The organism is Clostridium sp. AF37-5 (assembly GCF_003477605.1).
Taxonomy (GTDB): Bacteria; Bacillota; Clostridia; order Lachnospirales; family Lachnospiraceae; genus Eubacterium_F.
The window spans coordinates 243220-264432 of sequence record NZ_QUDR01000001.1; the positions used below are offsets into that span (position 1 = coordinate 243220).

At 41.3% G+C, this 21213-nt stretch carries 23 protein-coding genes; all 23 read left to right on the top strand.

Annotated elements, in window-relative coordinates; translation table 11 throughout:
* The first annotated feature begins 7 nt into the window (after positions 1 to 7).
* On the top strand, positions 8 to 1123 hold the full coding sequence (cheB, locus tag DW019_RS01080) for a chemotaxis-specific protein-glutamate methyltransferase CheB (protein ID WP_117477831.1): 1116 nt from the start codon (positions 8 to 10) through the stop codon (positions 1121 to 1123).
* Positions 1124 to 1127: 4 nt separating this feature from the next.
* A complete protein-coding gene (locus tag DW019_RS01085; RefSeq protein ID WP_117477738.1) occupies positions 1128 to 3230 on the top strand; it encodes a chemotaxis protein CheA in 2103 nt (700 codons plus the stop codon).
* Between the two features lie 11 nt (positions 3231 to 3241).
* On the top strand, positions 3242 to 3712 hold the full coding sequence (locus DW019_RS01090; protein ID WP_022377989.1) for a chemotaxis protein CheW: 471 nt from the start codon (positions 3242 to 3244) through the stop codon (positions 3710 to 3712).
* Positions 3709 to 4194: a chemotaxis protein CheD gene (locus DW019_RS01095; RefSeq protein ID WP_118442200.1), complete on the top strand. Its 486-nt coding sequence runs from the start codon at positions 3709 to 3711 to the stop codon at positions 4192 to 4194. Before DW019_RS01090 ends, DW019_RS01095 begins: the two co-directional genes overlap by 4 nt.
* A 13-nt stretch (positions 4195 to 4207) precedes the next feature.
* Complete coding sequence (locus DW019_RS01100; RefSeq protein WP_022377987.1) at positions 4208 to 4534, top strand: hypothetical protein; 327 nt, start codon at positions 4208 to 4210, stop codon at positions 4532 to 4534.
* 20 nt (positions 4535 to 4554) lie between these two features.
* A complete protein-coding gene (locus DW019_RS01105; protein ID WP_117477740.1) occupies positions 4555 to 5319 on the top strand; it encodes a FliA/WhiG family RNA polymerase sigma factor in 765 nt (254 codons plus the stop codon).
* Between the two features lie 20 nt (positions 5320 to 5339).
* Positions 5340 to 6938 carry a FapA family protein gene (locus DW019_RS01110; RefSeq protein WP_117477741.1) on the top strand — a complete coding sequence of 533 codons (1599 nt, stop codon included), beginning with the start codon at positions 5340 to 5342 and terminating at the stop codon, positions 6936 to 6938.
* Between the two features lie 21 nt (positions 6939 to 6959).
* Positions 6960 to 7265, top strand: coding sequence for a hypothetical protein (locus DW019_RS01115; RefSeq protein ID WP_117477742.1), 306 nt, complete (start codon positions 6960 to 6962; stop codon positions 7263 to 7265).
* 15 nt (positions 7266 to 7280) lie between these two features.
* A complete protein-coding gene (locus DW019_RS01120) occupies positions 7281 to 7997 on the top strand; it encodes a DUF6115 domain-containing protein (RefSeq protein ID WP_117477743.1) in 717 nt (238 codons plus the stop codon).
* Complete coding sequence (locus tag DW019_RS01125) at positions 7994 to 8509, top strand: hypothetical protein (protein WP_117477744.1); 516 nt, start codon at positions 7994 to 7996, stop codon at positions 8507 to 8509. Before DW019_RS01120 ends, DW019_RS01125 begins: the two co-directional genes overlap by 4 nt.
* Before the next feature lie 152 nt (positions 8510 to 8661).
* Positions 8662 to 9393: a 30S ribosomal protein S2 gene (gene rpsB, locus DW019_RS01130; RefSeq protein WP_022377981.1), complete on the top strand. Its 732-nt coding sequence runs from the start codon at positions 8662 to 8664 to the stop codon at positions 9391 to 9393.
* Positions 9394 to 9417: 24 nt separating this feature from the next.
* Complete coding sequence (tsf, locus tag DW019_RS01135; RefSeq protein ID WP_022377980.1) at positions 9418 to 10353, top strand: translation elongation factor Ts; 936 nt, start codon at positions 9418 to 9420, stop codon at positions 10351 to 10353.
* Between the two features lie 209 nt (positions 10354 to 10562).
* A complete protein-coding gene (locus DW019_RS01140) occupies positions 10563 to 11090 on the top strand; it encodes an HD domain-containing protein (RefSeq protein ID WP_181974891.1) in 528 nt (175 codons plus the stop codon).
* 78 nt (positions 11091 to 11168) lie between these two features.
* Positions 11169 to 13091 carry a GGDEF domain-containing protein gene (locus DW019_RS01145; protein WP_182430993.1) on the top strand — a complete coding sequence of 641 codons (1923 nt, stop codon included), beginning with the start codon at positions 11169 to 11171 and terminating at the stop codon, positions 13089 to 13091.
* Between the two features lie 15 nt (positions 13092 to 13106).
* Positions 13107 to 14033 carry a polysaccharide deacetylase family protein gene (locus tag DW019_RS01150; protein WP_117477747.1) on the top strand — a complete coding sequence of 309 codons (927 nt, stop codon included), beginning with the start codon at positions 13107 to 13109 and terminating at the stop codon, positions 14031 to 14033.
* Entirely contained in the window at positions 14030 to 14881 is an 852-nt protein-coding gene (locus tag DW019_RS01155) for a polymer-forming cytoskeletal protein (RefSeq protein WP_118442202.1), read from the top strand. The genes DW019_RS01150 and DW019_RS01155 overlap by 4 nt, the downstream gene beginning before the upstream one ends.
* 26 nt (positions 14882 to 14907) lie before the next feature.
* Positions 14908 to 15615 (top strand): UMP kinase, encoded by a 708-nt coding sequence (gene pyrH, locus DW019_RS01160; RefSeq protein ID WP_022377975.1) that lies wholly within the window; start codon positions 14908 to 14910, stop codon positions 15613 to 15615.
* Positions 15616 to 15631: 16 nt separating this feature from the next.
* The gene (gene frr, locus DW019_RS01165; protein WP_022377974.1) at positions 15632 to 16180 is read left to right on the top strand and encodes a ribosome recycling factor; all 549 of its coding nucleotides are present in this window, start codon (positions 15632 to 15634) and stop codon (positions 16178 to 16180) included.
* Between the two features lie 101 nt (positions 16181 to 16281).
* The gene (locus DW019_RS01170; RefSeq protein ID WP_118442203.1) at positions 16282 to 16995 is read left to right on the top strand and encodes an isoprenyl transferase; all 714 of its coding nucleotides are present in this window, start codon (positions 16282 to 16284) and stop codon (positions 16993 to 16995) included.
* A 12-nt stretch (positions 16996 to 17007) separates the two neighbouring features.
* Positions 17008 to 17820 (top strand): phosphatidate cytidylyltransferase, encoded by an 813-nt coding sequence (locus DW019_RS01175; RefSeq protein WP_118442204.1) that lies wholly within the window; start codon positions 17008 to 17010, stop codon positions 17818 to 17820.
* A gap of 16 nt (positions 17821 to 17836) precedes the next feature.
* A complete protein-coding gene (gene dxr / locus DW019_RS01180) occupies positions 17837 to 18997 on the top strand; it encodes a 1-deoxy-D-xylulose-5-phosphate reductoisomerase (RefSeq protein WP_118442205.1) in 1161 nt (386 codons plus the stop codon).
* Positions 18994 to 20130, top strand: coding sequence for a M50 family metallopeptidase (locus tag DW019_RS01185; protein WP_117477754.1), 1137 nt, complete (start codon positions 18994 to 18996; stop codon positions 20128 to 20130). The genes dxr and DW019_RS01185 overlap by 4 nt, the downstream gene beginning before the upstream one ends.
* An 18-nt stretch (positions 20131 to 20148) precedes the next feature.
* Positions 20149 to 21201: a flavodoxin-dependent (E)-4-hydroxy-3-methylbut-2-enyl-diphosphate synthase gene (gene ispG / locus DW019_RS01190; RefSeq protein WP_022377969.1), complete on the top strand. Its 1053-nt coding sequence runs from the start codon at positions 20149 to 20151 to the stop codon at positions 21199 to 21201.
* Positions 21202 to 21213: the final 12 nt, after the last annotated feature.

Here is a 21213-nt window from a genome sequence, read left to right on the forward strand (position 1 = left end):
GTCACAGATGAAAAAAGTATTGATTGTTGATGACTCTGCACTTATGAGAAGGGTCCTTTCTGATATAATAAATGATGATGAACAACTGATTGTCGAAAAGACAGCGAATAATGGACTTGAAGCGCTTAATGTTTTACAGGGGGGATGTCGTCCGGACATTCTTTTGGTTGATATTAATATGCCGAAGATGGATGGCGTACAGCTCCTTAAGGAACTAAACAAATATCGAATTCAGATTCCGGTATTGATTGTAAGTTCAATTGCCAGCCAGAGCGCTGATGAAACCATTGAAGCATTGGCACTTGGTGCGTTTGATTTTGTTAAAAAACCAAATGGTTCCATTGGCGGGGGGTATCAGGAATTCCGAAAAAAGGTATTACTGAGAACCTATATGGCGTGTAAGCTGCCTCTTCCTAAAAAGGTTGAGCAGTCAATTTTAGAACAGCAGTTACAGGTTCAGAGCCAATCAAAAAATGTGGAAAGTCAGACCGAGAAGAAGGTGAAGAAAACCGCAAAAAAGAAGGTGCCAAAAAGTGGCAGGGGAAGCGGCGGTTTGGCAGTGATTGCTTCTTCAACCGGAGGACCAAGGGCATTACAGTCGGTAATTCCGTATTTTCCAAAGGATTTTCCATTACCGTTAGTCGTTGTCCAGCATATGCCGGCAGGATTTACGAAGTCATTAGCAGCTCGCTTGAATGAGATTAGTAATCTCGACGTTAAGGAGGCTGAGGATGGTGACTGCCTGAAAAAGGGCACGGTTTATATTGCGCAGGGCGGCAAGCAGTGTGAAGTCATAGAAGATGCACAGGGAAATCTGATTTTGTCGGAAAATGATAAGCCGGCAAGAGGGGGATTAAAGCCGTGTGCGGATATCTTTTTTGAATCACTGGTTTCTTGTTCGGTGGAACACATTGTCTGTGGTGTTTTGACCGGGATGGGAAGCGATGGCTGCAAAGGAATCCGTGCATTGAAAAAAAGCAAGGACATTCAGGTTGTAGCGCAGAATGAAGACACCTGCGTGGTATATGGTATGCCGCGCGCAGTAGTACAGGCGGGAATTGTAAATGAAGTCGTGCCACTCGAAGATGTGGCAGACACCATGATAAAACATATAGGAGTGTGAAAAGATGGATACGAGTCAATATTTAGATTTGTTTATCGATGAGACAAAAGAGCATTTACAGAGTTTGAATGAGCATGTTCTGGTCTTGGAGAAGGAGCCGGAGAATGAAGATACAATCAATGAGATTTTCCGTGCGGCACATACGCTGAAAGGAATGTCCGGCACAATGGGCTTTGTTCGTATGCAGCGTCTGACCCATGATTTGGAAAATGTATTCTCCGAAATCCGCAATGGAAACATGAAAGTGAATGAAAAGCTGATTGATGTATTATTCCGAGGACTGGATGCATTGGAGTCTTATTTGGCTGTTATTTCCTCTGAGGGAAATGAAGGAACTGAAGACAACGAAGATATTATTAATGATTTGAATGCTCTGTTAGAGGAACAGAGTGGCGACGGTGCAGCTGCTCCGGCGCAAAAAGAGGTAAAAAAAGAAGAAACTCCCGCAAAGGAAGAGAAAGCAGAAAATAAACAGGAAAGTGCATCGGATGAAAAATGCAAATTTAAGCAGATTCCGATTTCCGAATATGAAGCGACAGCAATCAATTCAGCAAGAGCAGAAGGAAAGAACGTGTATGGAATTACCGTATATCTGCAAAAAACTTGTATTTTGAAATCTGCCAGAGCTTTCCTTGTATTCAAATCTGTTGAAAATAAAGGTGAGTTGATTAAATCCGTACCTTCGACAGAGCAGATTGAGGATGAAGAATTTGATTTTGATTTCAGTTGGATTTTTGCATCAAGTGATACGAAAGAAAATATCAAAAAACTTGTTATGAATGTATCGGAAATCGCAGAGGTTTACATCGATGATATTGAGATTCCGGATGCACCTGCGGCAGGTCCATCAAATGATGTAAAACCGGCACAGGAAAAGAAAGAAACAGCAAAACCGGATGTCAAAGAAAAGCCAAAGAAAGCATCGGCTTCCAAAGGGAAAGTGGGCAGTCGTTCCGTTCGTGTCGATATTGATAAACTGGATGTTCTGATGAATCTTGTCAGCGAGCTGATTATTGCAAAGAATGGACTTGTGTCGGCAGGTGCTGCCTCTCCGTCAGGACAGATGGCAAATGCACAGGCATTCCATGAACAGATTGAGTACTTAGAGCGAGTGACAACAAACCTGCATGAATCCGTTATGAAGGTCCGCATGGTGCCAATTGAGAGTGTTGTTAATCGATTCCCACGTATGATTCGTGATTTGAATCGTAAATTAAATAAGAAAATGGAATTGTACATGACTGGTGAAGAGACTGAACTTGACCGTACCGTAATTGATGAAATCGGGGACCCGCTTATGCATTTGCTTCGTAACTCGGCTGACCATGGTTTGGAGAGCAATGAAGAGCGTGTACGTCTTGGTAAACCGGAGGTTGGTTCCATCTTTTTGGATGCTTACCAGGATGGTAACAATGTTGTTATTGAAGTACGCGATGATGGTGCCGGAATTGACATTGACCGTGTACGTCAGAAAGCAATTGAAAAAGGCTCTATTACAGAAAAACAGGCAGAGACGATGACAGACAAAGACTTTATTGATTTGTTGTTCCTGCCAAGTTTTTCAACAGCAGAAAAGATTACTGATGTTTCCGGACGAGGCGTTGGTCTTGACGTTGTAAAAACTAAAATTGAGGCACTTGGTGGTAATATTACAGCAAAGACCGTTGCCGGTGAGGGAAGTACCTTTACGATTTCTCTTCCTTTGACATTGGCAATTATTCAGGCTTTGATGGTGAAAGTCGGAGAAGAAAAATATGCGATTCCGCTTGGCAGCATCAATGGAATTGAGGATATTGCAAAAGAAGATATCAGTTTTGTACAATCCAAAGAAGTTATTAATCTTCGTGGACGTGTCATTCCGATTCTCCGTCTGCATGATATTTTGGATATGGAGCCGGTTGAAAATGATCCGGAATCTCTGATTGTTGTCATTATGCAGAAGGCAGAACAGCAGGTTGGTCTTGTGATTGACGAATTGATTGGACAACAGGAAACCGTTATTAAGTCGCTTGGACACCACATCACCTGTGATAAACTCTTTAGTGGAGCAACGATTCTTGGTGATGGTGAAGTGGCGTTAATCTTAGATACAAACACATTAATGTAGGGGGTGTCGACATGGAAGATTTGATGAATGAAATGGAAACAACAATGGATGAAATTCAGTATATTGTTGTCAAATTAGGAAATGAAAAATATGGAATTGATATTTCCTGTGTGGATAATATCGTAAGAATGCAGCATATGACAAGAGTTCCAAAGTCACAGTCATATTATGTTGGTGTGATTAATCTGCGTGGTGAAGTGGTTCCGATTATGAGTCTGCGCAGACGTTTCGGATTAGAGGATGATGTCTGTCAGTCCGCAACGAGAATCATTATTATCCGTATGCAGGATCAGTCATTGATTGGTGTAATTGTCGATGAAGTGCAGGAAGTGGTAAATATCAATCCGGCTTCTATCGAGAAACCAGCATTTAAGCTGGAAGAGGAAAAAGCATCTTTCCTTGCCGGGATTGGCAAAAAAGGAGAGGAACTCATTTCTTTATTGGATATGAATGCGGTAATTGAGGAAAAGAAAGAAGTATGAGTGAGATGATTCGTGTTGGAATGGCTGACTATAAGTTATGTGCACCGCCGGATAAAATTTCGACGTTAGGACTTGGTTCGTGTATGGGGGTCGTAATCTATGACACGAAAACAAAGTTGTGTGGAATGGCACATATTATGCTTCCGGACAGCACAAAGATTACTCATAATCAAAACCGAATGAAGTTTGCAGATACATGTCTTTTAGATATGTATCATGAACTTTTAGCACGCGGAGGATTGAAAGAAAATCTGCGTGCTAAAATTGCAGGCGGTGCTAAAATGTTTGCGCATCATTCGGATAATGAACTGCTGAATGTTGGACATCACAACAATCAGGCAGTCAGGAAATTTTTACAGGAAAAGAATATTCCAATTGTGGCGGATGATTCCGGAAAAGATTTCAGCCGCACGATTGTATTTGACCCGGAATGTGAGTTGTTGCATATTTCGGTGGCTGGTGTAAATGAATATGTGATTTGACGAGGTGTAGGATATGAAAAATCGTTATATACCTGCTTTTATTATGTTGGCTGCCGGCCTTGTGTGTTGTGTTTTATGTGTGGTACAAAGGTGGCCTGTTTTAAATAGTTTAATTACGTTAGTTATTGTTTTACTTCTTTTTTATATCATTGGGCAGATTGCGGCGCAGATTGTTGGAAAAGTGCAGGCAGAGCATCTGGCTATGATTGAGGCAGAGAAAAAACGTCAGGAAGCTGAAGAGCAGGCTCGTCTTTTGAAGGAGCAGCAGGAGGCGGAAGAAAGAGAAAAGGAAGAAGCAGAAAAACAGGTGGATCAGACAGAACAAACGGAGCAGGCATGACCTAGGAAAGGACATAGTGGATGAGGGAAACAGAACGAAACCGCTTGTGGGAACAGTATCATAAGAAAAAGACCCCACAATTACGCGAGCAGCTTATTCTTGAATATGCCGGTGTTGTAAATTTAGTGGCAGGCAGGCTGAGTATGTACTTGGGGTATACGGTAGAGTATGATGACTTGGTAGGATATGGAATTTTTGGTTTAATTGATGCCATTGATAAGTATGACATGGCAAAAAATGTAAAATTTGAAACATATGCCAGTTTGAGAATTCGAGGTGCAATTTTGGATGAAATCCGAAAGATGGACTGGATTCCAAGGACACTTAGACAGAAGCAGAAAAAAATGGATGCGGCTGCAGCGAAAATTGAAGCAGAACGTGGAAGAACGGCGAAAGGCGATGAGATTGCAAATGAATTGGGAATCTCCGTGGAAGAATATGAGAACTGGAAGGCAGAGGCGGAATTTACCAATTTGATTTCCTTAGATGATTATCTGGAACAGGGAAACGAAGGGCGTCTGGAGACGATGGGAGCAAAATTTCAGCAGCCCGATCATGCGATCCAAAAGCAGGAATTGAAGGAAATGCTAGTGGAAGCCCTCAAAAAACTGACAGAAAAAGAGCAGAATGTCATCACATTATATTACTACGAAGAATTGACATTAAAAGAGATTAGTCAGATATTGAGTGTTTCGGAGTCGAGAGTTTCCCAGCTTCATACAAAAGCATTGAAAAAAATTAAGGAGCAGTTAGGGGACTCCGTTGATTTACTTAGTTTGTTCTAATTAGAAATAGGAGGATACTTATGGCGGCAAATGGTTATTTTCAGGTAGTAGCAGAAGATGGAAGAATGTGGCTGAAAATTTTTGCACCGGAAGAAGGTGAAGTGGATATTTCGCCGGAGATGGTAATGAAATATTTAGATGCCATTTCGTTTCCGGATTATGACCAGGTGGCACTTGACCAGTATTTAAAGCGTAAAGAATTCGATTCGATGTTTATGCTGTATGAAGGAGAAATTATACCGGAAAGCGAAAAATGTATTGTTACCATCACGCCAAATGGAGAGCGCGCATTTGCACGGTTTTATCCGCCGACTACAGGGGGCGCAAGCTTGACAGAAGATGATATTGTTTCGGATTTACAGATGGCAGGTGTCCGTCATGGAATCCGCAAAAAAGCAATTGAACATTTTTTACAGAATCATGCCTATGAAAAGGACTATCTGATTGCTGAGGCAACGATGCCGGTTCAGGGATACAGTGCAAAAATCAGGTATTATTTTGATATAAATACGACTGCCCGTCCGAAATTAAATGAAGATGGCAGCGTTGATTTTCATCAATTGGGAAATATTAAGTCGGTTAAAGAAGGAGATAAACTTGCGACACTTACGCCGGCGTATCGTGGAAAAGCGGGTGTATCTGTATTAGGTAAACCAATGATGCCGAAAAAAGTGAGAAACCGTGTGCTTCGTTTTGGACGTAATATACGGATTTCAGAGGATAAGTGTACGATTTATTCGAAAGTTTCCGGACATGTAACCTTAGTTGATGATATGGTTATGGTTTCTGATGTTTACCGGGTTCCCGCAAATGTTGATTCATCAACCGGAGACATTGATTATAAGGGAACGGTAGAAGTGACAGGAAATGTCACAACCGGATTTGCTGTTAAAGCCGAGGGCGATATTATTGTGAATGGTGTTGTGGAAGGTGCAACGCTTATTTCCGGTGGTAATATTGTTCTCAAACGAGGCATGCAGGGGATGGATCGTGGTATGCTTCAGGCAGAAGGCAATATTACTGCAAAATTTTTGGAAAACTGTAAGGTTCGATGTAAAGGTATGCTCAAAGCCGATGCCATTTTGCACAGTGACGTGGAATGTCAGGAAAATGTTGATATATTGGGAAAAAAAGGCTTGATTAACGGCGGAAGTTTATCAACTTATGCCGATGTTCATGCGACAACGCTTGGCTCAACAATGGGTGCTTCAACGAAAATCAAGATTATTTCAGATAAAGAATTGATTATTCGGGCGAATGAAATCAAGGCAGAAGTGGAGAATAAGGAAGAGACGCTTCAGAAAATTGATGAAGTTGTAAATCGGGTCAAGGGGCAGTTAGCGTCTAATCAGGAGGTGCTGCCGGAACAGATGAATTATTTGAAACAGGCAACGGTGAATAAGCCGCTTCTTGTGAAACAGATTCGAGAACTGCGCGAAGAAAGAGAAAAACTATTAGTAAGGATTGAAAAAAATAAACATTCCTGTATCCGGGTGGAAGGAGCCGTGTATTCAGGAATTGATATTACAGTAAAGGATGTTAGTAAAGTTCAGCATGAGCAGGTTTCTCACTGCCGCTTTGTAAGAGACGGTGCAGATGTACGGATTGTTGGATTGTAAGAAAAAAAGGAGGCGTTTTCTATGTCTATGGGTTCAATTGATGCAGTTACTATGGCGCCAAGAACGCTGAATGCGGCAGATGCACAGGGCCGTGAGTTGAATCAGAATCAGCATATTTATGACCAGAATGGCATTCAGTTTCAGCAGGAAGTAAGGCGTGAAAGCAGACAAACAGTAGAAACGCAGGAAAGCGAAACAAAGGATTACGATAAGAAAGGAAACGGAAAAGGGACAGGTGCGAAAAATTCCTCAAAAAAGAAACAAAAACAGGAAAAAAAGGAACGATTAGCACCTCGTTCGACCGGAAGTTTTGATATTACGATTTAAGAAGAAGGATGGATTATGACAGCGATAGAAATCATATTGATTATTATTGGCTTTCTCTGCCTGTGTGTAAGCTGCTTTGTGGCAAAAAAGAATAGCGGTTTTGCAGAGGGGGAAAAGGAAAGTTTAAGTTCCGAACTTTGGACAGAGAAAGAAGAAGAAAAAATCAAAGAACGTGTCGGAGAAATTTTATCCGAGAGACAGGATGAATTAGTGGACACGACTGAGGAGCGGATGAATCGTTTGTGCAATGATAAAATCATGGCGGTGGATGAATTTTCACAGCAGATTTTGGAAAAAATTGATGCCAACCATCAGGAAGTTGTCTTTATGTACAACATGCTGAGTGAAAAAGAAAAAGAATTGAAAGAATTTATGTCGAAACCGGTGAAGAAAGAATCCATGGCTGAAACACGTATGGCATCGGAACCGGCGGTTTCAAATCGGATGGATTTAAATCCGGTCACGGCTTCCCAGACAGCGATTTCACGTCTGACTGCAAATACACAAGAAGCAGAAAAGAAAAAAACGGTAAAAAAAGCAGAGCCAAAAAAGGCAGTAAAAAATGAAACATCCAAACCTGAAATGTCAGTGGCAGGGCAGGGGAATGTAAATGAAAAGATTAAGGAATTACACAAACAGGGAAAATCTGTTTTAGAAATATCAAAACAACTAAATATCGGACAGGGTGAAGTAAAACTTGTTCTTGCACTTTATGGGGGGGATAACAAATGAAGATGAGGTATTTCCTCCGGGGACTTGGCGTGGGTGTTTTACTTGCAACACTGTTATTGTGTATTAGCTACCGCGGACAAAACAGCGAAAATTCAATTATTAAACAGGCTAAAGAACTTGGTATGCAATTTCCGGAAAAAACACCGGATACGCTGATACAGCCGTCAGTTGCGCCTTCACAGGCAGCGACGGGACAGGCAGTGGCAGTACAGTCTAAGAAGCCAGTTCGGACGAAAACACCGGATTCTACGGCTGCACAGAAAGCAACAAAAGAGCCAAAAGAAACACAGAAACCAAGTGAGAAAACACGTTCCTTTACAGTGCGGAGCGGTCTTTTGTCAAGTTCTGTTTCCCGTGAATTAAAAGAGGCTGGTTTTATTAAGGATGCCGATAAATTTGACCATTATTTAGAAAAAAGCGGTTTGGCAAAAAAATTAATTGCCGGCGATTATAAAATACCGGTTGGCGCATCGCAGGAAGAAGTTGCGCGGATTATTACCGGTGGAAAATAATACTTGCAATTTTGTTCGGTTTATGATATTATAAATCGGATTGAAAAAATCACATTCGCCGATTTTTGCTATGGTGCTGTCTTTTTTTGCGAAGACAGTGTAACAAAAAGAAGAAGCGGATGGAAGAAAAAACCAAATGGAGGTACGAAATAATGAGTGTTATTTCAATGAAACAGTTACTGGAAGCAGGTGTTCATTTTGGACATCAGACAAGAAGATGGAACCCTAAAATGGCTGAGTACATCTACACAGAGAGAAATGGTATTTATATCATTGATCTTCAGAAATCTGTAGGTAAAGTAGATGAAGCTTACAATGCAGTAAAAGATATTGCAGCAGAAGGTGGCAAAATCCTTTTCGTAGGTACCAAAAAACAGGCTCAGGATTCTATTAAAGCAGAAGCAGAGCGCTGCGGTATGTACTATGTAAACGAGAGATGGCTCGGTGGTATGCTTACAAACTTCGAGACAATCCAGACTCGTATTAAGAGATTAAAAGCAATCGAGAAAATGTCAGAAGATGGAACTTTCGATGTTCTGCCTAAGAAAGAGGTTATTAACCTTAAGAAAGAATGGGCAAAACTTGAGAAGAATCTTGGCGGTATCAAAGACATGAAAGATATCCCGGATGCAATCTTTGTAGTGGATCCGAAAAAAGAGAGAATTTGTATTCAGGAAGCACACATCCTTGGTATTCCTTTGATTGGTATTGTAGATACAAACTGTGATCCGGAAGAACTTGATTATGTAATTCCTGGTAACGACGATGCAATTCGTGCCGTTAAATTGATTGTTTCTAAGATGGCAGACGCTGTTATTGAGGCAAATCAGGGCGAGTCTTTAGCAGAAGAGACAGAAGAAGCATCTGAGGCAGAAGCAGAGTAAGAAAGAGAAAGGTAGGATTTAAAAATGGCTATTTCAGCATCAATGGTAAAAGAGTTAAGAGAAAAAACAGGTGCCGGCATGATGGATTGTAAGAAGGCACTTACAAATACAGATGGTGATATGGACAAGGCTGTTGAATGGCTTCGCGAGAATGGTCTTGCAAAGGCAGAGAAGAAAGCCGGACGTATCGCTGCTGAGGGTATTGTTAAGACAAACATCAGTGAAGATGGCAAGAAAGCAGCTATCGTTGAAGTAAACAGCGAGACTGACTTTGTAGCAAAGAATGAGAAATTCCAGGATTTCGTTGCTGCTGTAGCAGATCAGGTAAATGCTTCCTCTGCTGCTGATATTGATGCCTTTTTGGCTGAGCCATGGGCTGGTGATTCTTCTAAGACAGTAAAAGAAGAACTTGCTTCTATGGTTGCTACCATCGGTGAGAACATGAATATCCGTCGTTTTGAGAAAGTAACCTGCGACAATGGTATTGTTGTTGATTACATTCACGCCGGCGGTAAAATCGGTGTTTTGATTGCTGCTGAGACAGATAACACCGGAGCAGAAGTAGTTGAGTGCTTGAAAAACGTAGCAATGCAGATTGCTGCTATGAATCCTCAGTATCTTTCATCCGATGATGTATCCGATGAATACAAAGAGAGAGAAAAAGCAGTTCTTCTTGCTCAGGCGAAAAACGACCCTAAGAATGCAAACAAACCGGATAATATCATTGAGAAAATGATTATCGGACGTTTGAACAAAGAGCTGAAAGAAGTATGTCTGACCGAGCAGGTTTATGTAAAAGCTGAGAACAAAGAGACTGTTGCTAAGTATGTAGAATCTGTTGCAAAAGCAGTTGGATGCAACCTGACACTTAAGAGCTTCGTTCGTTTCGAGACCGGTGAAGGCCTTGAGAAGAAAGAAGAAGACTTCGCAGCAGAAGTTGCCGCTCAGATGGGTAACTAAGAAATATTTCTTGGTACAGATAAGGCAAGAGAATATAGCATTTTTTAGTTCAATATTTGATTGAAATAATAAGACATCATTGTTTGCTAAGATGTAGACGATGATGTCTTTTTGCTTCCGTAGTTTAGAAAGAAAAAACATCCACCTATCATTGAACTATTCCAGTAAATATGCTACAATTTATATATCATACATTATAAATGAGGGGCATGGATAAAAAGCGCATGGATGAGAAGGAACGATACCAAAAAGCTGAGGCTTTTGCAACAGAAAAACATAAGGGGCAGTTCCGCATTGGCGGCGAACCGTATATTATGCATCCTTTAGCGGTGGCGGAAATCGTGAGAAATCAAGGCTATGGGATGGACTACCAGATTACAGCTTTATTTCACGATTTGTTAGAGGACACCGATGCGACCGAAGAGGAGATTTTTGATCTTGGTGGTGCGCGGGTGTTAGAAGCGGTGCGCCTTTTGACAAAACAAGAAGGATATGTCATGGCTGAATATGTGGCAGGAATCCGCACAAACCCAATTGCATTTGTTGTGAAAGCGGCTGACCGGTTACATAATTTGAGAACCGCTTTTTGTACGGATGAGGCGTTTCGGAGAGCGTATGTTCTGGAAACGCGGCAGTGGTATATGGATTTCTCGGATGAAATTAAAGAGGCGGCAGAAGAGCTCGCAAAAACAGTCCCTGGTTTCACAAAAACAGACAGCGCAAGTGTAGACAAATGAGAAAAAACATGTGGAAATATTTTTATAATATGATATAATATGAGTAAGTGTGTGCAAAGTACGGAAAGGAGAAACCATATGTTTGAAAATGGGAGAAAAACGATTGGTGTAATTCTTTGTGATGTGTCATCACATTATCAGGAACAAATCTGCCAGACGTTGTCGATGTATGCAAAAGAGGCAGATTATAATTTAGCGTATTTTACATTCTTTTCGTGCTATGGAACCGAAACAACAAGAAATGGCAGAGGAGAAGCAAATATTGTTCACTTGATTCCGTTTGAGAAATTGGATGCTATTATTTTATGCCACGACACTTTGGTGAATAAACCGGCGCTTGATTATGTGGTTGACAGTATTGAGAAAAAATGTGACTGCCCGGTTGTTACACTGCGTCATGACTTAAAGGATTACCCGGCGGTGTTAGTGAATCAGGAACACCGCATAGAAGATTTGGTGTACCATTTTGTGGATGAACACCATAAAACAAAAATTGCATTTATGTCGGGACCGTTTGACCATCCGGATACGATTACAAGACTGGCTGATTATAAACGGGCTTTGGCAAACCGTGGGATTCCATTTGATGAACGCATGGTATATGAAGGGGATTATTGGACGAAGAAAGCGAAAGAAGCAGCCGATTACTTTACGATGGAACTGGCTGAAAAACCGGAAGTAATTGTGTGTGCAAATGATTATATGGCAAGTTCTTTAATGAACGAATTGATTGCTAAAGGTTTTCTGGTACCGGATGACATTGCCGTTTCCGGCTTTGATAATATATGGGAATCTTCGATTACCCTCCCACCGATTACGACAGTTTCTGTGCCGGTTCATGATATGGTGAAACAGGCGGTTGGGCTTATTGAAGCCATGTGGCGTGGCGAAACAGTACCACAGAAAAGTTATGTGAATTCCGAAGTGATTTTCCGTAATTCCTGTGGCTGTGAGACATTTAATATGCAGTCGATGTTAGCCAAACGTGTTCGTCAGATGAATGAATACCAGAGTATTATGGAGTCAAATCAGAGTAACACATATATGTTTATTGATTTGTCAGATCTTGATCATGTGGACGGCATTGAAAAGTCACTCCGTATAGGTGCGAATGACCATATTGACAGTTTTTTTATCTGCTTAGGTGAAGGACGCGGTGAGCAGTATCCGAAATACTGTTCTCCGGCAAACGGCTTTGCTAAGAAGAGTAAAGTTGTTGGCGGTTTGTTTCATAAAAGAGCCTGTGTGTTTGATGTATTTGAAACCTCACGTCTTTTGCCAAAAGATGTATCAGAAGATAAACCGATGATTTATTATTTCTTCCCGATTCATAACAACCAGTTTTCTTATGGTTACCTGGCTGTGTCTTATGAGGACAATTACAGCACAAATAAGACATTTAATAACTGGCTTGCAATTCTTGGCAATGCGCTAGAGATGATTCGCATTAAACAGAAAAATCAGGGACTTCTTCAGGAATTGAACAATTTATATGTCCATGATGCACTGACCGGTTTATACAACCGGAGAGGATTTGATTCCGTTTCCCTTGAAAAATATAAAAGGGCGAAAAAGGAGAAGAAGTCATTTGTAATATTTGCTATTGATATGGATAATCTGAAAGTGGTCAATGACCGTTTTGGACATATGAATGGAGATTTGGCACTGCGGACAATTGGTGAGGCGATGCAGGCGGTGGCAGGAAAAGAAGATGCTTGTGCCCGTGTCGGCGGCGATGAATATAATGTCGTTGGAATTGGTTATACAGAAGATATGGCAGAGCAGTTTGTAAAGGATTTTAATGGGTATCTGGAAGACTTTAATGAAGAGAGTGAACTACCATATCTGGTAAAGGCAAGTGTTGGTTACTGTCTTTTGGAATCCGAAAAGGAGAGAGACTTAGAGGACTGCGTGAATGCGGCAGATGGTAAATTGTATGAGTATAAGCGCGATAAGAAGAAAAAGAAATTAGATAACGTGCTGCGAGAAATGGAAGGATAAGGAGGTCGCTGTTAGGTGACAGGAAATACAGTTCATGCAGCGGAGGCTGCTTATCGGAAGAAAAGGGTAAAGCGAATTAAGAAAATTATTGTAGGGACAGCTATTGTACTTTTGTTACTGCCTACGATAATGTGTTTGTTTTTATTAGTGAAGGTTCATTCACTGGAAAAGCAGATTGAGACGATTACCAAGGTGTCGGATTCGGGTGTTGTCAAAGCACAGGAAAAAGAGGTGAAGACAACGAAAGCGCCAAAAAAGGCAACGACTGCCGAGCCAACGATAAAACCAACGGATGATACAACTACAAAAAAGGTTTATCTGACTTTTGATGATGGTCCGGGAAGCCAGTCGGGGAAAATTTTGGATATACTGAAAAAGAACCATGTGAAAGCAACTTTTTTTGTGACAGGAAAAGAGGACGCTTCGTCGAAGAAAATATATCAGCGGATTGTAAAAGAAGGCCACACGTTAGCAATGCATTCTTATTCACACATTCAGGATGTGATTTATGATTCTAAAGAGGCTTTTGAGAAAGATTTAAAGCAAATCAACCGTTGCTTATATGAAGCAACCGGAGTACACACGAAGTTTTATCGTTTTCCGGGAGGAAGCAGTACGCAGAATACATCACTTCCAATCCAGAATTTTATTGATGTGTTAAAGAAAAACCATTATCTGTATTTAGACTGGAATGTTATCAGTCCTGATATCAATAATGCAAATGCCACAAAAGAACAAGTGGTAACCGGCGTTATGCAGGGCGTTGATGCATATGATACAGCAGTTGTACTTATGTATGATGTGGCAGACAAACCGATGACGGTAAAAGCACTGCCATCTATTATAAAACAAATTAAAGCTAAAAATTATGAATTGTTGCCGGTGGATGAGTCGATGATACTCATTCAGCACAACAATGGAAATCAGGAGGAAGGAAAATGAGTTTTTTTAAGGACTTAAAAGAGGATATTGCTCAGTCCGTAAATGAGTTGACAGAGAGTCTGGATGAAAATCTGGCAGTGGATGATGAGAAAACAAAAGAGACAGTTTCGATGAGTGAATTGACAACCGATTTTCCGCCGGAAGAACCGACAGAAGAGGTTCCGGAATTAGTTGTGGAAAATAATGAGACGGAAGAAAATGAAATTGCGGTGGCTGCAGAGCCGGAAGAAGTAATAGAGGAGTCTGTGGAAGCACCGGTGGAAGAAGTAGTAGATGAGCCGGAGGAAATTGAAGAATCGGTTGAAGATTACGAGGAGGAAGACGTCATGAACGAAGAAGTAATGGAAGAAGCAATGGAAGGAGCAAGCATTGATAATACACCGGTGGAAGAGGTGGAAGATGATGCACAGGAAGTTACCGTAATTACGAAAGGAACAACCATTAACGGTGGCATCAAATCCGATACATCACTCGTTGTAAAAGGTACCATTGAAGGTGATGTAGAATGTGAGGGCAAATTAACAATTACCGGTAAAGTAGCAGGTAATACAATTGCTTCCGAAATTTATGTGAACACACCAAGACTGGAAGGTGATATTAACAGTCGTGGTATTGTAAAAATTGATGTAGGAACAGTCGTAATTGGTAGCATTAGCTGTACTTCCGTACTGGTTGCAGGTGCAGTAAAAGGAAACATTGAAGTAAATGGTCCTGTTATTGTGGATTCCACAGCAGTAGTAAAGGGCGATATTAAGGCAAAATCCATTCAGATTAACAGTGGAGCTGTTGTTGATGGACATTGCTCTTTGGCATATGCCGATGTGGATTTGGATTCATTCTTTGAATAAGAAATATAACAGGAGGCTATTTCGCAATGAGCAAATATAAAAGAGTATTATTGAAATTAAGCGGTGAGGCTTTGGCAGGAGACAAGGGGACCGGTTTTGACGAGGCAACCTGTGTACCGGTTGCAAAACAGATTAAAGATTTGGTGGATGCCGGAACTGAAGTTGCCATTGTAATCGGTGGTGGAAACTTCTGGCGCGGACGCTCCAGTGAGACGATAGACCGCACCAAAGCAGACCAGATTGGTATGATGGCTACGGTTATGAACTGCATTTATATGTCAGAAATCTGTCGTTCCGTAGGACTTATGACACAAGTATTAACACCATTTTCCTGTGGTTCTTTTACGAAGTTATTTTCCAAAGACCGCGTCAACAAATATCTCGGCAAAGGAATGGTAGTATTTTTTGCCGGTGGAACCGGACATCCGTATTTTTCAACCGATACCGCAACGGCACTTCGTGCGATTGAAATTGATGCCGATATTATTCTCGCAGCGAAATCTATTGATGGTGTATATGATTCCGACCCGGCGGTAAATCCGGATGCGAAAAAGTATGATTCGATGCAGATGGCGGACATTGTTGACAACAAACTCGGTGTTGTAGATTTGGCGGCCGCTGTGCTTTGTCTGGAAAATAAAATGCCAATGCTGATTTTTGGTCTGAATGAAGAAAACAGTATTGCAAACGCCGTAGCAGGAAAGAGCAACGGTACGATTATTACTGTGGATTAATGGAGGTTAAACAGTCATGGAATTAAATCAATATGAAGAGAAGATGAAAAAGTCACTTGCAAATCTGGAAGAAGAATATGGTGCAATTCGTGCCGGGCGTGCAAATCCAAGAATTTTAGACCGTATTCAGGTGGATTATTATGGAACACCGACTTCCTTGCAGGGCGTTGCCAATATTTCTGTACCGGAAGCCCGCATGATTCAGATTCAGCCGTGGGATGCCGGTCTTATTAAAGATATCGAGAAAGCAATTTTGGCTTCGGATTTGGGACTTACACCGGCAAACGATGGAAAAGTGATTCGTCTGGTATTTCCGGAACTTACGGAGGAACGTCGTAAAGAACTGGTAAAAGATGTCAAGAAAAAAGGTGAGGAAGCTAAGGTTGCCATCCGAAACATTCGTAGAGATGCCAATGATGCTGTGAAAAAAGAAGCAAAGGCAAATGAGATTTCAGAAGACGACCAGAAACAGTTAGAAGATAAGATTCAGAAACTTACCGATGAGTATGTAAAGAAAATTGATCAGGCAATTGATGCAAAATCAACAGAAGTAATGACCGTATAGAAGGAATTTCGGTGCATGTGTGCCGGATATTAGGACAGCCTGTTCCTGCTTTGCAGGAGTCTTGTCTGTCCTTCCTTTTTTTAGAAGATGGAGGAATTTTTATGGAACGTTCAGAATTAAATGCGCCAAACCATGTTGCCATTATTTTGGATGGTAACGGAAGATGGGCAAAAAAACGATTGCTGCCACGTAAAGCAGGGCATGTTGCCGGAAGTAAAACCGTGGAGCAGATTTGTGAGGATGCCTATAATCTTGGGATAAATTATCTTACCGTATATGCGTTTTCTACGGAGAATTGGAAACGGCCACAGGATGAGGTTAATGCGCTGATGAAACTTCTCAGACAGTATTTGAAAGACTGCATTAAGAGAAGTACAAAAAATAATATGTGCGTTCGTGTAATTGGTGATATTACTCCGTTAGAAGAGGACATGAAACAGAGTATCAAAGAACTAGAAGAAGCAACAAAAGATAATACCGGACTTCATTTTCAGGTTGCCTTAAACTATGGGAGCCGGGATGAAATGACACGTGCAATGAGAACGATGACGGCGGATGTTAAAGCGGGTAAAGTAAAGCCTGAGGATATCAGCGAGGAAATGTTTGCCGGATATTTGGACACCAAAGGTCTTCCGGATCCGGATTTGTTGATTCGCACAAGTGGGGAAGAAAGACTTTCTAACTTTATGCTTTGGCAGCTTGCTTACACCGAATTCTATTTTACGGATGTTTTGTGGCCGGATTTTAATAAAAAAGAATTACAAAAAGCGATTGATTATTATAACAAAAGAGACCGTCGCTTTGGAGGAGTTTAGGAGGAGCAAATCATGTTTTTTACTCGTTTAATCAGTGGGATTATCTTAGTGCTTGCCGCAATTTTCTTCTTTGTTCAGGGAGGTTATTTTCTGCTTTTTGCGCTCGCTGTTTTATCGCTTCTTGGTGTATATGAACTGCTGCGTGTACTTCGGATGGAAAAAACTTTCCTGGCAGTGGTGTCGTATGTGGCGACCGTGGTATATTATAGCCTGCTTTGTGTCTATGGAGGAATTGACTGGCTGCTGTTTGGATTGCTTATATTCATGATGCTTGCCCTATTAGTGATTTATGTATTTTCTTATCCAAAGTTACGAATTGAAGATATTACAAAAGCAGTGTTTGCTTTTTTATATGTAAGTGTTTTGTTCAGTTATATTGCAAGAACGAGAGATTTAGTTGCCGGAAACTGGTTAGTATGGCTGATTATAATTTCTGCCTGGGGCTCTGACACATTTGCTTATGTGACCGGTGTTCTGATTGGAAAACATCATTTCTCAGAACTGAGTCCGAAAAAGACGGTTGAGGGCTGCATTGGTGGTGTTGTCGGCGCCGGACTGCTTGGTTTTTTTTATGCCTTTTTCTTTCCGGAATATGCCGCTTTTACCGCAAATCCATATATCGTATTTCCGTTGGTTACAGTGATTGGAGCGTTGATTTCGCAGGTCGGTGATTTAACAGCCTCAGCGATTAAAAGAAATTATGAAATCAAAGATTATGGTAAAATAATTCCTGGACATGGCGGTGTATTAGACCGGTTTGACAGTGTAATATTTGTAGCACCTTTTGTTTATTATTTATTAGCCCTTACAATGAATCTTGGCTGATTGGGAGGAATTGAAATTGAAAAGAGTAACGATTCTTGGAGCGACTGGTTCCATTGGAACACAGACGTTGGATGTTATTTCACAGAATCCGGACGATTTTGAAGTGGTTGCTCTGACGGCGAGTGAGAGTGTAGAAAAAATGGCAGAATTGATTCAGCGTTTCTGTCCGTCTTATGCCGTTATGAAAAATGAAGAAAAGGCGGAAGAGTTAAGAAAATTGCTGCCGAATCATTCCTGTGAGATTTTATACGGAATGGATGGCTTTGTTGCGGTTTCTACTCTGCCAAATGTAGATGTGGTAGTTGCTGCGATGGTTGGCATGATTGGACTTCGCCCGGTCATGGAGGCAATCCGTGCGGGAAAGGATATTGCCCTTGCCAATAAAGAAACACTGGTGACGGCAGGACATATCATTATGCCGCTTGCTAAAGAATACGGCGTGTCAATTCTTCCGGTAGACAGTGAACATTCCGCTATTTTCCAGTGTTTAAACGGTGAGAAAAAGTCACAGATTGAAACTCTTTTTCTGACAGCGTCCGGCGGGCCGTTCCGCCACGGTACGAAAGAGGAACTGGAAAAAGTAACGGTAGAACAGGCACTTATGCATCCGAACTGGAGCATGGGGGCAAAAATTACAATTGATTCAGCGACGATGATAAATAAAGGTCTGGAAATGATTGAGGCAAAGTGGCTGTTTGATGTGGATATCGATAAAATTCATGTGTTGGTTCAGCCTAAAAGCGTGATTCATTCCATGGTTGGCTTTGTTGACGGTGCTGTGATGGCGCAGCTTGGAACACCGGACATGAGGCTTCCGATTCAGTATGCCCTATATTATCCGGAGCGTAATTATTTGGGCGGAGAAAGGCTTAATTTTGAGGCATTAGCGGATATTCAATTTGAAAAACCAAATACGGATGTTCTGCGGGGAATCCCAATTGCTGTGGGGGCAAGCCGGATTGGCGGCAGTATGCTGACTGCGATGAATGCGGCGAATGAGTATGCAGTTGCGAGATTTTTAAAGAAAGACATCGCTTTTTTACAAATTTATGATATGATAGAATATGCTATGAGTAAACATCAGGTAATTAAGCATCCTGATTTGTCTCAGATTTTAGAAACCGAAAGGGAAACATATGAACGTTTAAATAAAGATTGGAGGAATGTAAGCAGATGAGTGCATGGACCATTTTTTTGGCAATTTTAGTTTTTAGTGTAATTATTTTATTTCATGAATTTGGACATTTTATCGTGGCAAAATGGAATAAGGTGAAAGTTTTAGAGTTTTCGCTTGGTATGGGGCCGCGTTTGATTTCATGGGTGAAAACAAGTGAGGGAAGAAAAATCATGTTTTTGAAATCCTCCGCGTTTTTAGAAGAACACCCGGAGTATAATGAGCAGACAATTTATTCTTGGAAACTGCTTCCTTTTGGCGGTTCCTGTATGATGTTAGGTGAAGAAGAGGATATCGCAGATGATTCTTCCTTCAGCAGAAAATCCGTTTATGCGCGGATGGCAATTATTTTTGCGGGACCATTTTTTAACTTCATTTTAGCATTTATATTTTCTGTTATACTGACTGCGGTAATGGGATATCAAAGTCCGCAGATTACAGTTGTGGCTGACAACACACCGGCACAAAAGAGTGGTTTGCAGGTTGGCGATGTAGTCAAAGAAATCAATGGGAAAACGATGACAATTGACGGTGATATCAGTTTGTATACCGCTTATTATGGCTTTCCTAAGGGCGAAGATGTGACGATGGTCGTAGAGCGTGACGGTCAGGAAAAAACGATTGTCATGAAACCGGAACTTATGAAAGATGCAAGTGGAAATGAAAATTACCGTATCGGAATTAACCACGGAAAGTGGGAAAAAGTAGGTATTCTTGGCAATTTGAAGTATTCCACTTATGAAATGAAGTATTGGATTGAAACGGTTGTAAAGAGCCTGCAGGGACTGGTGACAAAACGCTTTAAGGCAAGTGATGTGTCAGGACCGGTCGGCATTGTATCAACGATGGGCAAAAACATCGAAGCCAGTGGTGACAAAGACAATGGCGGCGGACCGGGTATGATGGTTATGAGCATGATTTACTGGTGTATTATGTTATCTGCCAACCTTGGCGTTATGAATTTACTTCCGATTCCGGCATTGGATGGCGGACGGTTACTGTTTTTGATTATTGAGTGGATTCGCAGAAAACCGATGAATCCAAAATATGAGGGCTATGTTAATATGGCAGGTTTTATGCTCTTGATGCTGTTAATGGTGGTCATTCTTGGGCATGATATTATCAATTTGTTCTAGTAAAAGGGGTTGAAAAGAATGCGTCATAAAACAAAGGAAATTCAGATTGGAAAAGTGACAATCGGCGGCACAAATCCGATTGCCATTCAGTCTATGACAAATACGAAAACAGAAGATGTGAAAGCAACGGTATCTCAGATTTTGCAGCTGGAGAAGGCAGGCTGTGAAATTATCCGCTGTGCCATTCCGACCATGGAAGCGGCAAAATCTTTGGAAGAGATAAAAAAACAGATTCACATTCCTTTGGTGGCGGACATTCATTTTGATTACCGTCTTGCCATTGCGGCGGTGGAACACGGTGCAGATAAAATAAGAATTAATCCGGGAAACATTGGCAGCAATGAGAGAATAAAGGCAGTGGTTGACTGCTGTAAAGAGCGTCAGGTGCCAATTCGTGTAGGCGTAAACAGTGGCTCTCTGGAAAAAAATCTGGTTGAGAAATATGGTGGCGTCACGGCACGGGGGCTGGTTGAAAGTGCACTTGACAAGGTGTCCATAATTACGGACATGGGATATGATAATCTTGTAATCAGCATCAAGTCCTCTGATGTTTTAATGTGTATCAGGGCGCATGAAGAACTGGCAAAGCAGACGGATTTTCCACTGCATGTAGGAATTACGGAATCGGGAACGGTGTATTCGGGAAGCATTAAATCGGCAGTTGGTCTTGGTACAATTTTGTATCAGGGAATTGGCGATACCGTCCGTGTTTCTCTTACCGGAGACCCTGTGAAAGAGGTGCAGGCAGCTAAACTGATTTTGCAGACATTAGGACTTTATAAAGGTGGTGTACAGGTTGTATCCTGTCCGACCTGCGGACGTACCCAGATTGATTTGATTTCATTGGCCGGTAAAGTAGAAGAAATGGTGAAAGATTTTGATTTGGATATCAAAGTTGCCGTTATGGGCTGTGCAGTAAATGGTCCGGGTGAGGCAAAGGAAGCCGATATCGGGATTGCCGGAGGAATTGGTGAAGGTTTATTAATTAAGAAGGGCGAAATTGTAAAGAAAGTGCCGGAAAGCGAGTTGTTAGAAACTTTGCGGCAGGAACTTTTACACTGGAAAGATTGAGAAAGGGTTGAT

Coding starts and splice junctions, on each gene's coding strand:
- DW019_RS01145 (WP_182430993.1), top strand. CDS start 11,169: ATGTTTGAAAATGGGAGAAAAACGATTGGTGTAATTCTTTGTGATGTG.
- ispG (WP_022377969.1), top strand. CDS start 20,149: ATGCGTCATAAAACAAAGGAAATTCAGATTGGAAAAGTGACAATCGGC.
- DW019_RS01170 (WP_118442203.1), top strand. CDS start 16,282: ATGGAACGTTCAGAATTAAATGCGCCAAACCATGTTGCCATTATTTTG.
- DW019_RS01105 (WP_117477740.1), top strand. CDS start 4,555: ATGAGGGAAACAGAACGAAACCGCTTGTGGGAACAGTATCATAAGAAA.
- DW019_RS01090 (WP_022377989.1), top strand. CDS start 3,242: ATGGAAGATTTGATGAATGAAATGGAAACAACAATGGATGAAATTCAG.
- DW019_RS01125 (WP_117477744.1), top strand. CDS start 7,994: ATGAAGATGAGGTATTTCCTCCGGGGACTTGGCGTGGGTGTTTTACTT.
- DW019_RS01185 (WP_117477754.1), top strand. CDS start 18,994: ATGAGTGCATGGACCATTTTTTTGGCAATTTTAGTTTTTAGTGTAATT.
- DW019_RS01140 (WP_181974891.1), top strand. CDS start 10,563: ATGGATAAAAAGCGCATGGATGAGAAGGAACGATACCAAAAAGCTGAG.
- rpsB (WP_022377981.1), top strand. CDS start 8,662: ATGAGTGTTATTTCAATGAAACAGTTACTGGAAGCAGGTGTTCATTTT.
- DW019_RS01100 (WP_022377987.1), top strand. CDS start 4,208: ATGAAAAATCGTTATATACCTGCTTTTATTATGTTGGCTGCCGGCCTT.
- DW019_RS01110 (WP_117477741.1), top strand. CDS start 5,340: ATGGCGGCAAATGGTTATTTTCAGGTAGTAGCAGAAGATGGAAGAATG.
- DW019_RS01085 (WP_117477738.1), top strand. CDS start 1,128: ATGGATACGAGTCAATATTTAGATTTGTTTATCGATGAGACAAAAGAG.
- tsf (WP_022377980.1), top strand. CDS start 9,418: ATGGCTATTTCAGCATCAATGGTAAAAGAGTTAAGAGAAAAAACAGGT.
- DW019_RS01115 (WP_117477742.1), top strand. CDS start 6,960: ATGTCTATGGGTTCAATTGATGCAGTTACTATGGCGCCAAGAACGCTG.
- frr (WP_022377974.1), top strand. CDS start 15,632: ATGGAATTAAATCAATATGAAGAGAAGATGAAAAAGTCACTTGCAAAT.
- pyrH (WP_022377975.1), top strand. CDS start 14,908: ATGAGCAAATATAAAAGAGTATTATTGAAATTAAGCGGTGAGGCTTTG.
- cheB (WP_117477831.1), top strand. CDS start 8: ATGAAAAAAGTATTGATTGTTGATGACTCTGCACTTATGAGAAGGGTC.
- DW019_RS01095 (WP_118442200.1), top strand. CDS start 3,709: ATGAGTGAGATGATTCGTGTTGGAATGGCTGACTATAAGTTATGTGCA.
- DW019_RS01175 (WP_118442204.1), top strand. CDS start 17,008: ATGTTTTTTACTCGTTTAATCAGTGGGATTATCTTAGTGCTTGCCGCA.
- DW019_RS01120 (WP_117477743.1), top strand. CDS start 7,281: ATGACAGCGATAGAAATCATATTGATTATTATTGGCTTTCTCTGCCTG.
- DW019_RS01155 (WP_118442202.1), top strand. CDS start 14,030: ATGAGTTTTTTTAAGGACTTAAAAGAGGATATTGCTCAGTCCGTAAAT.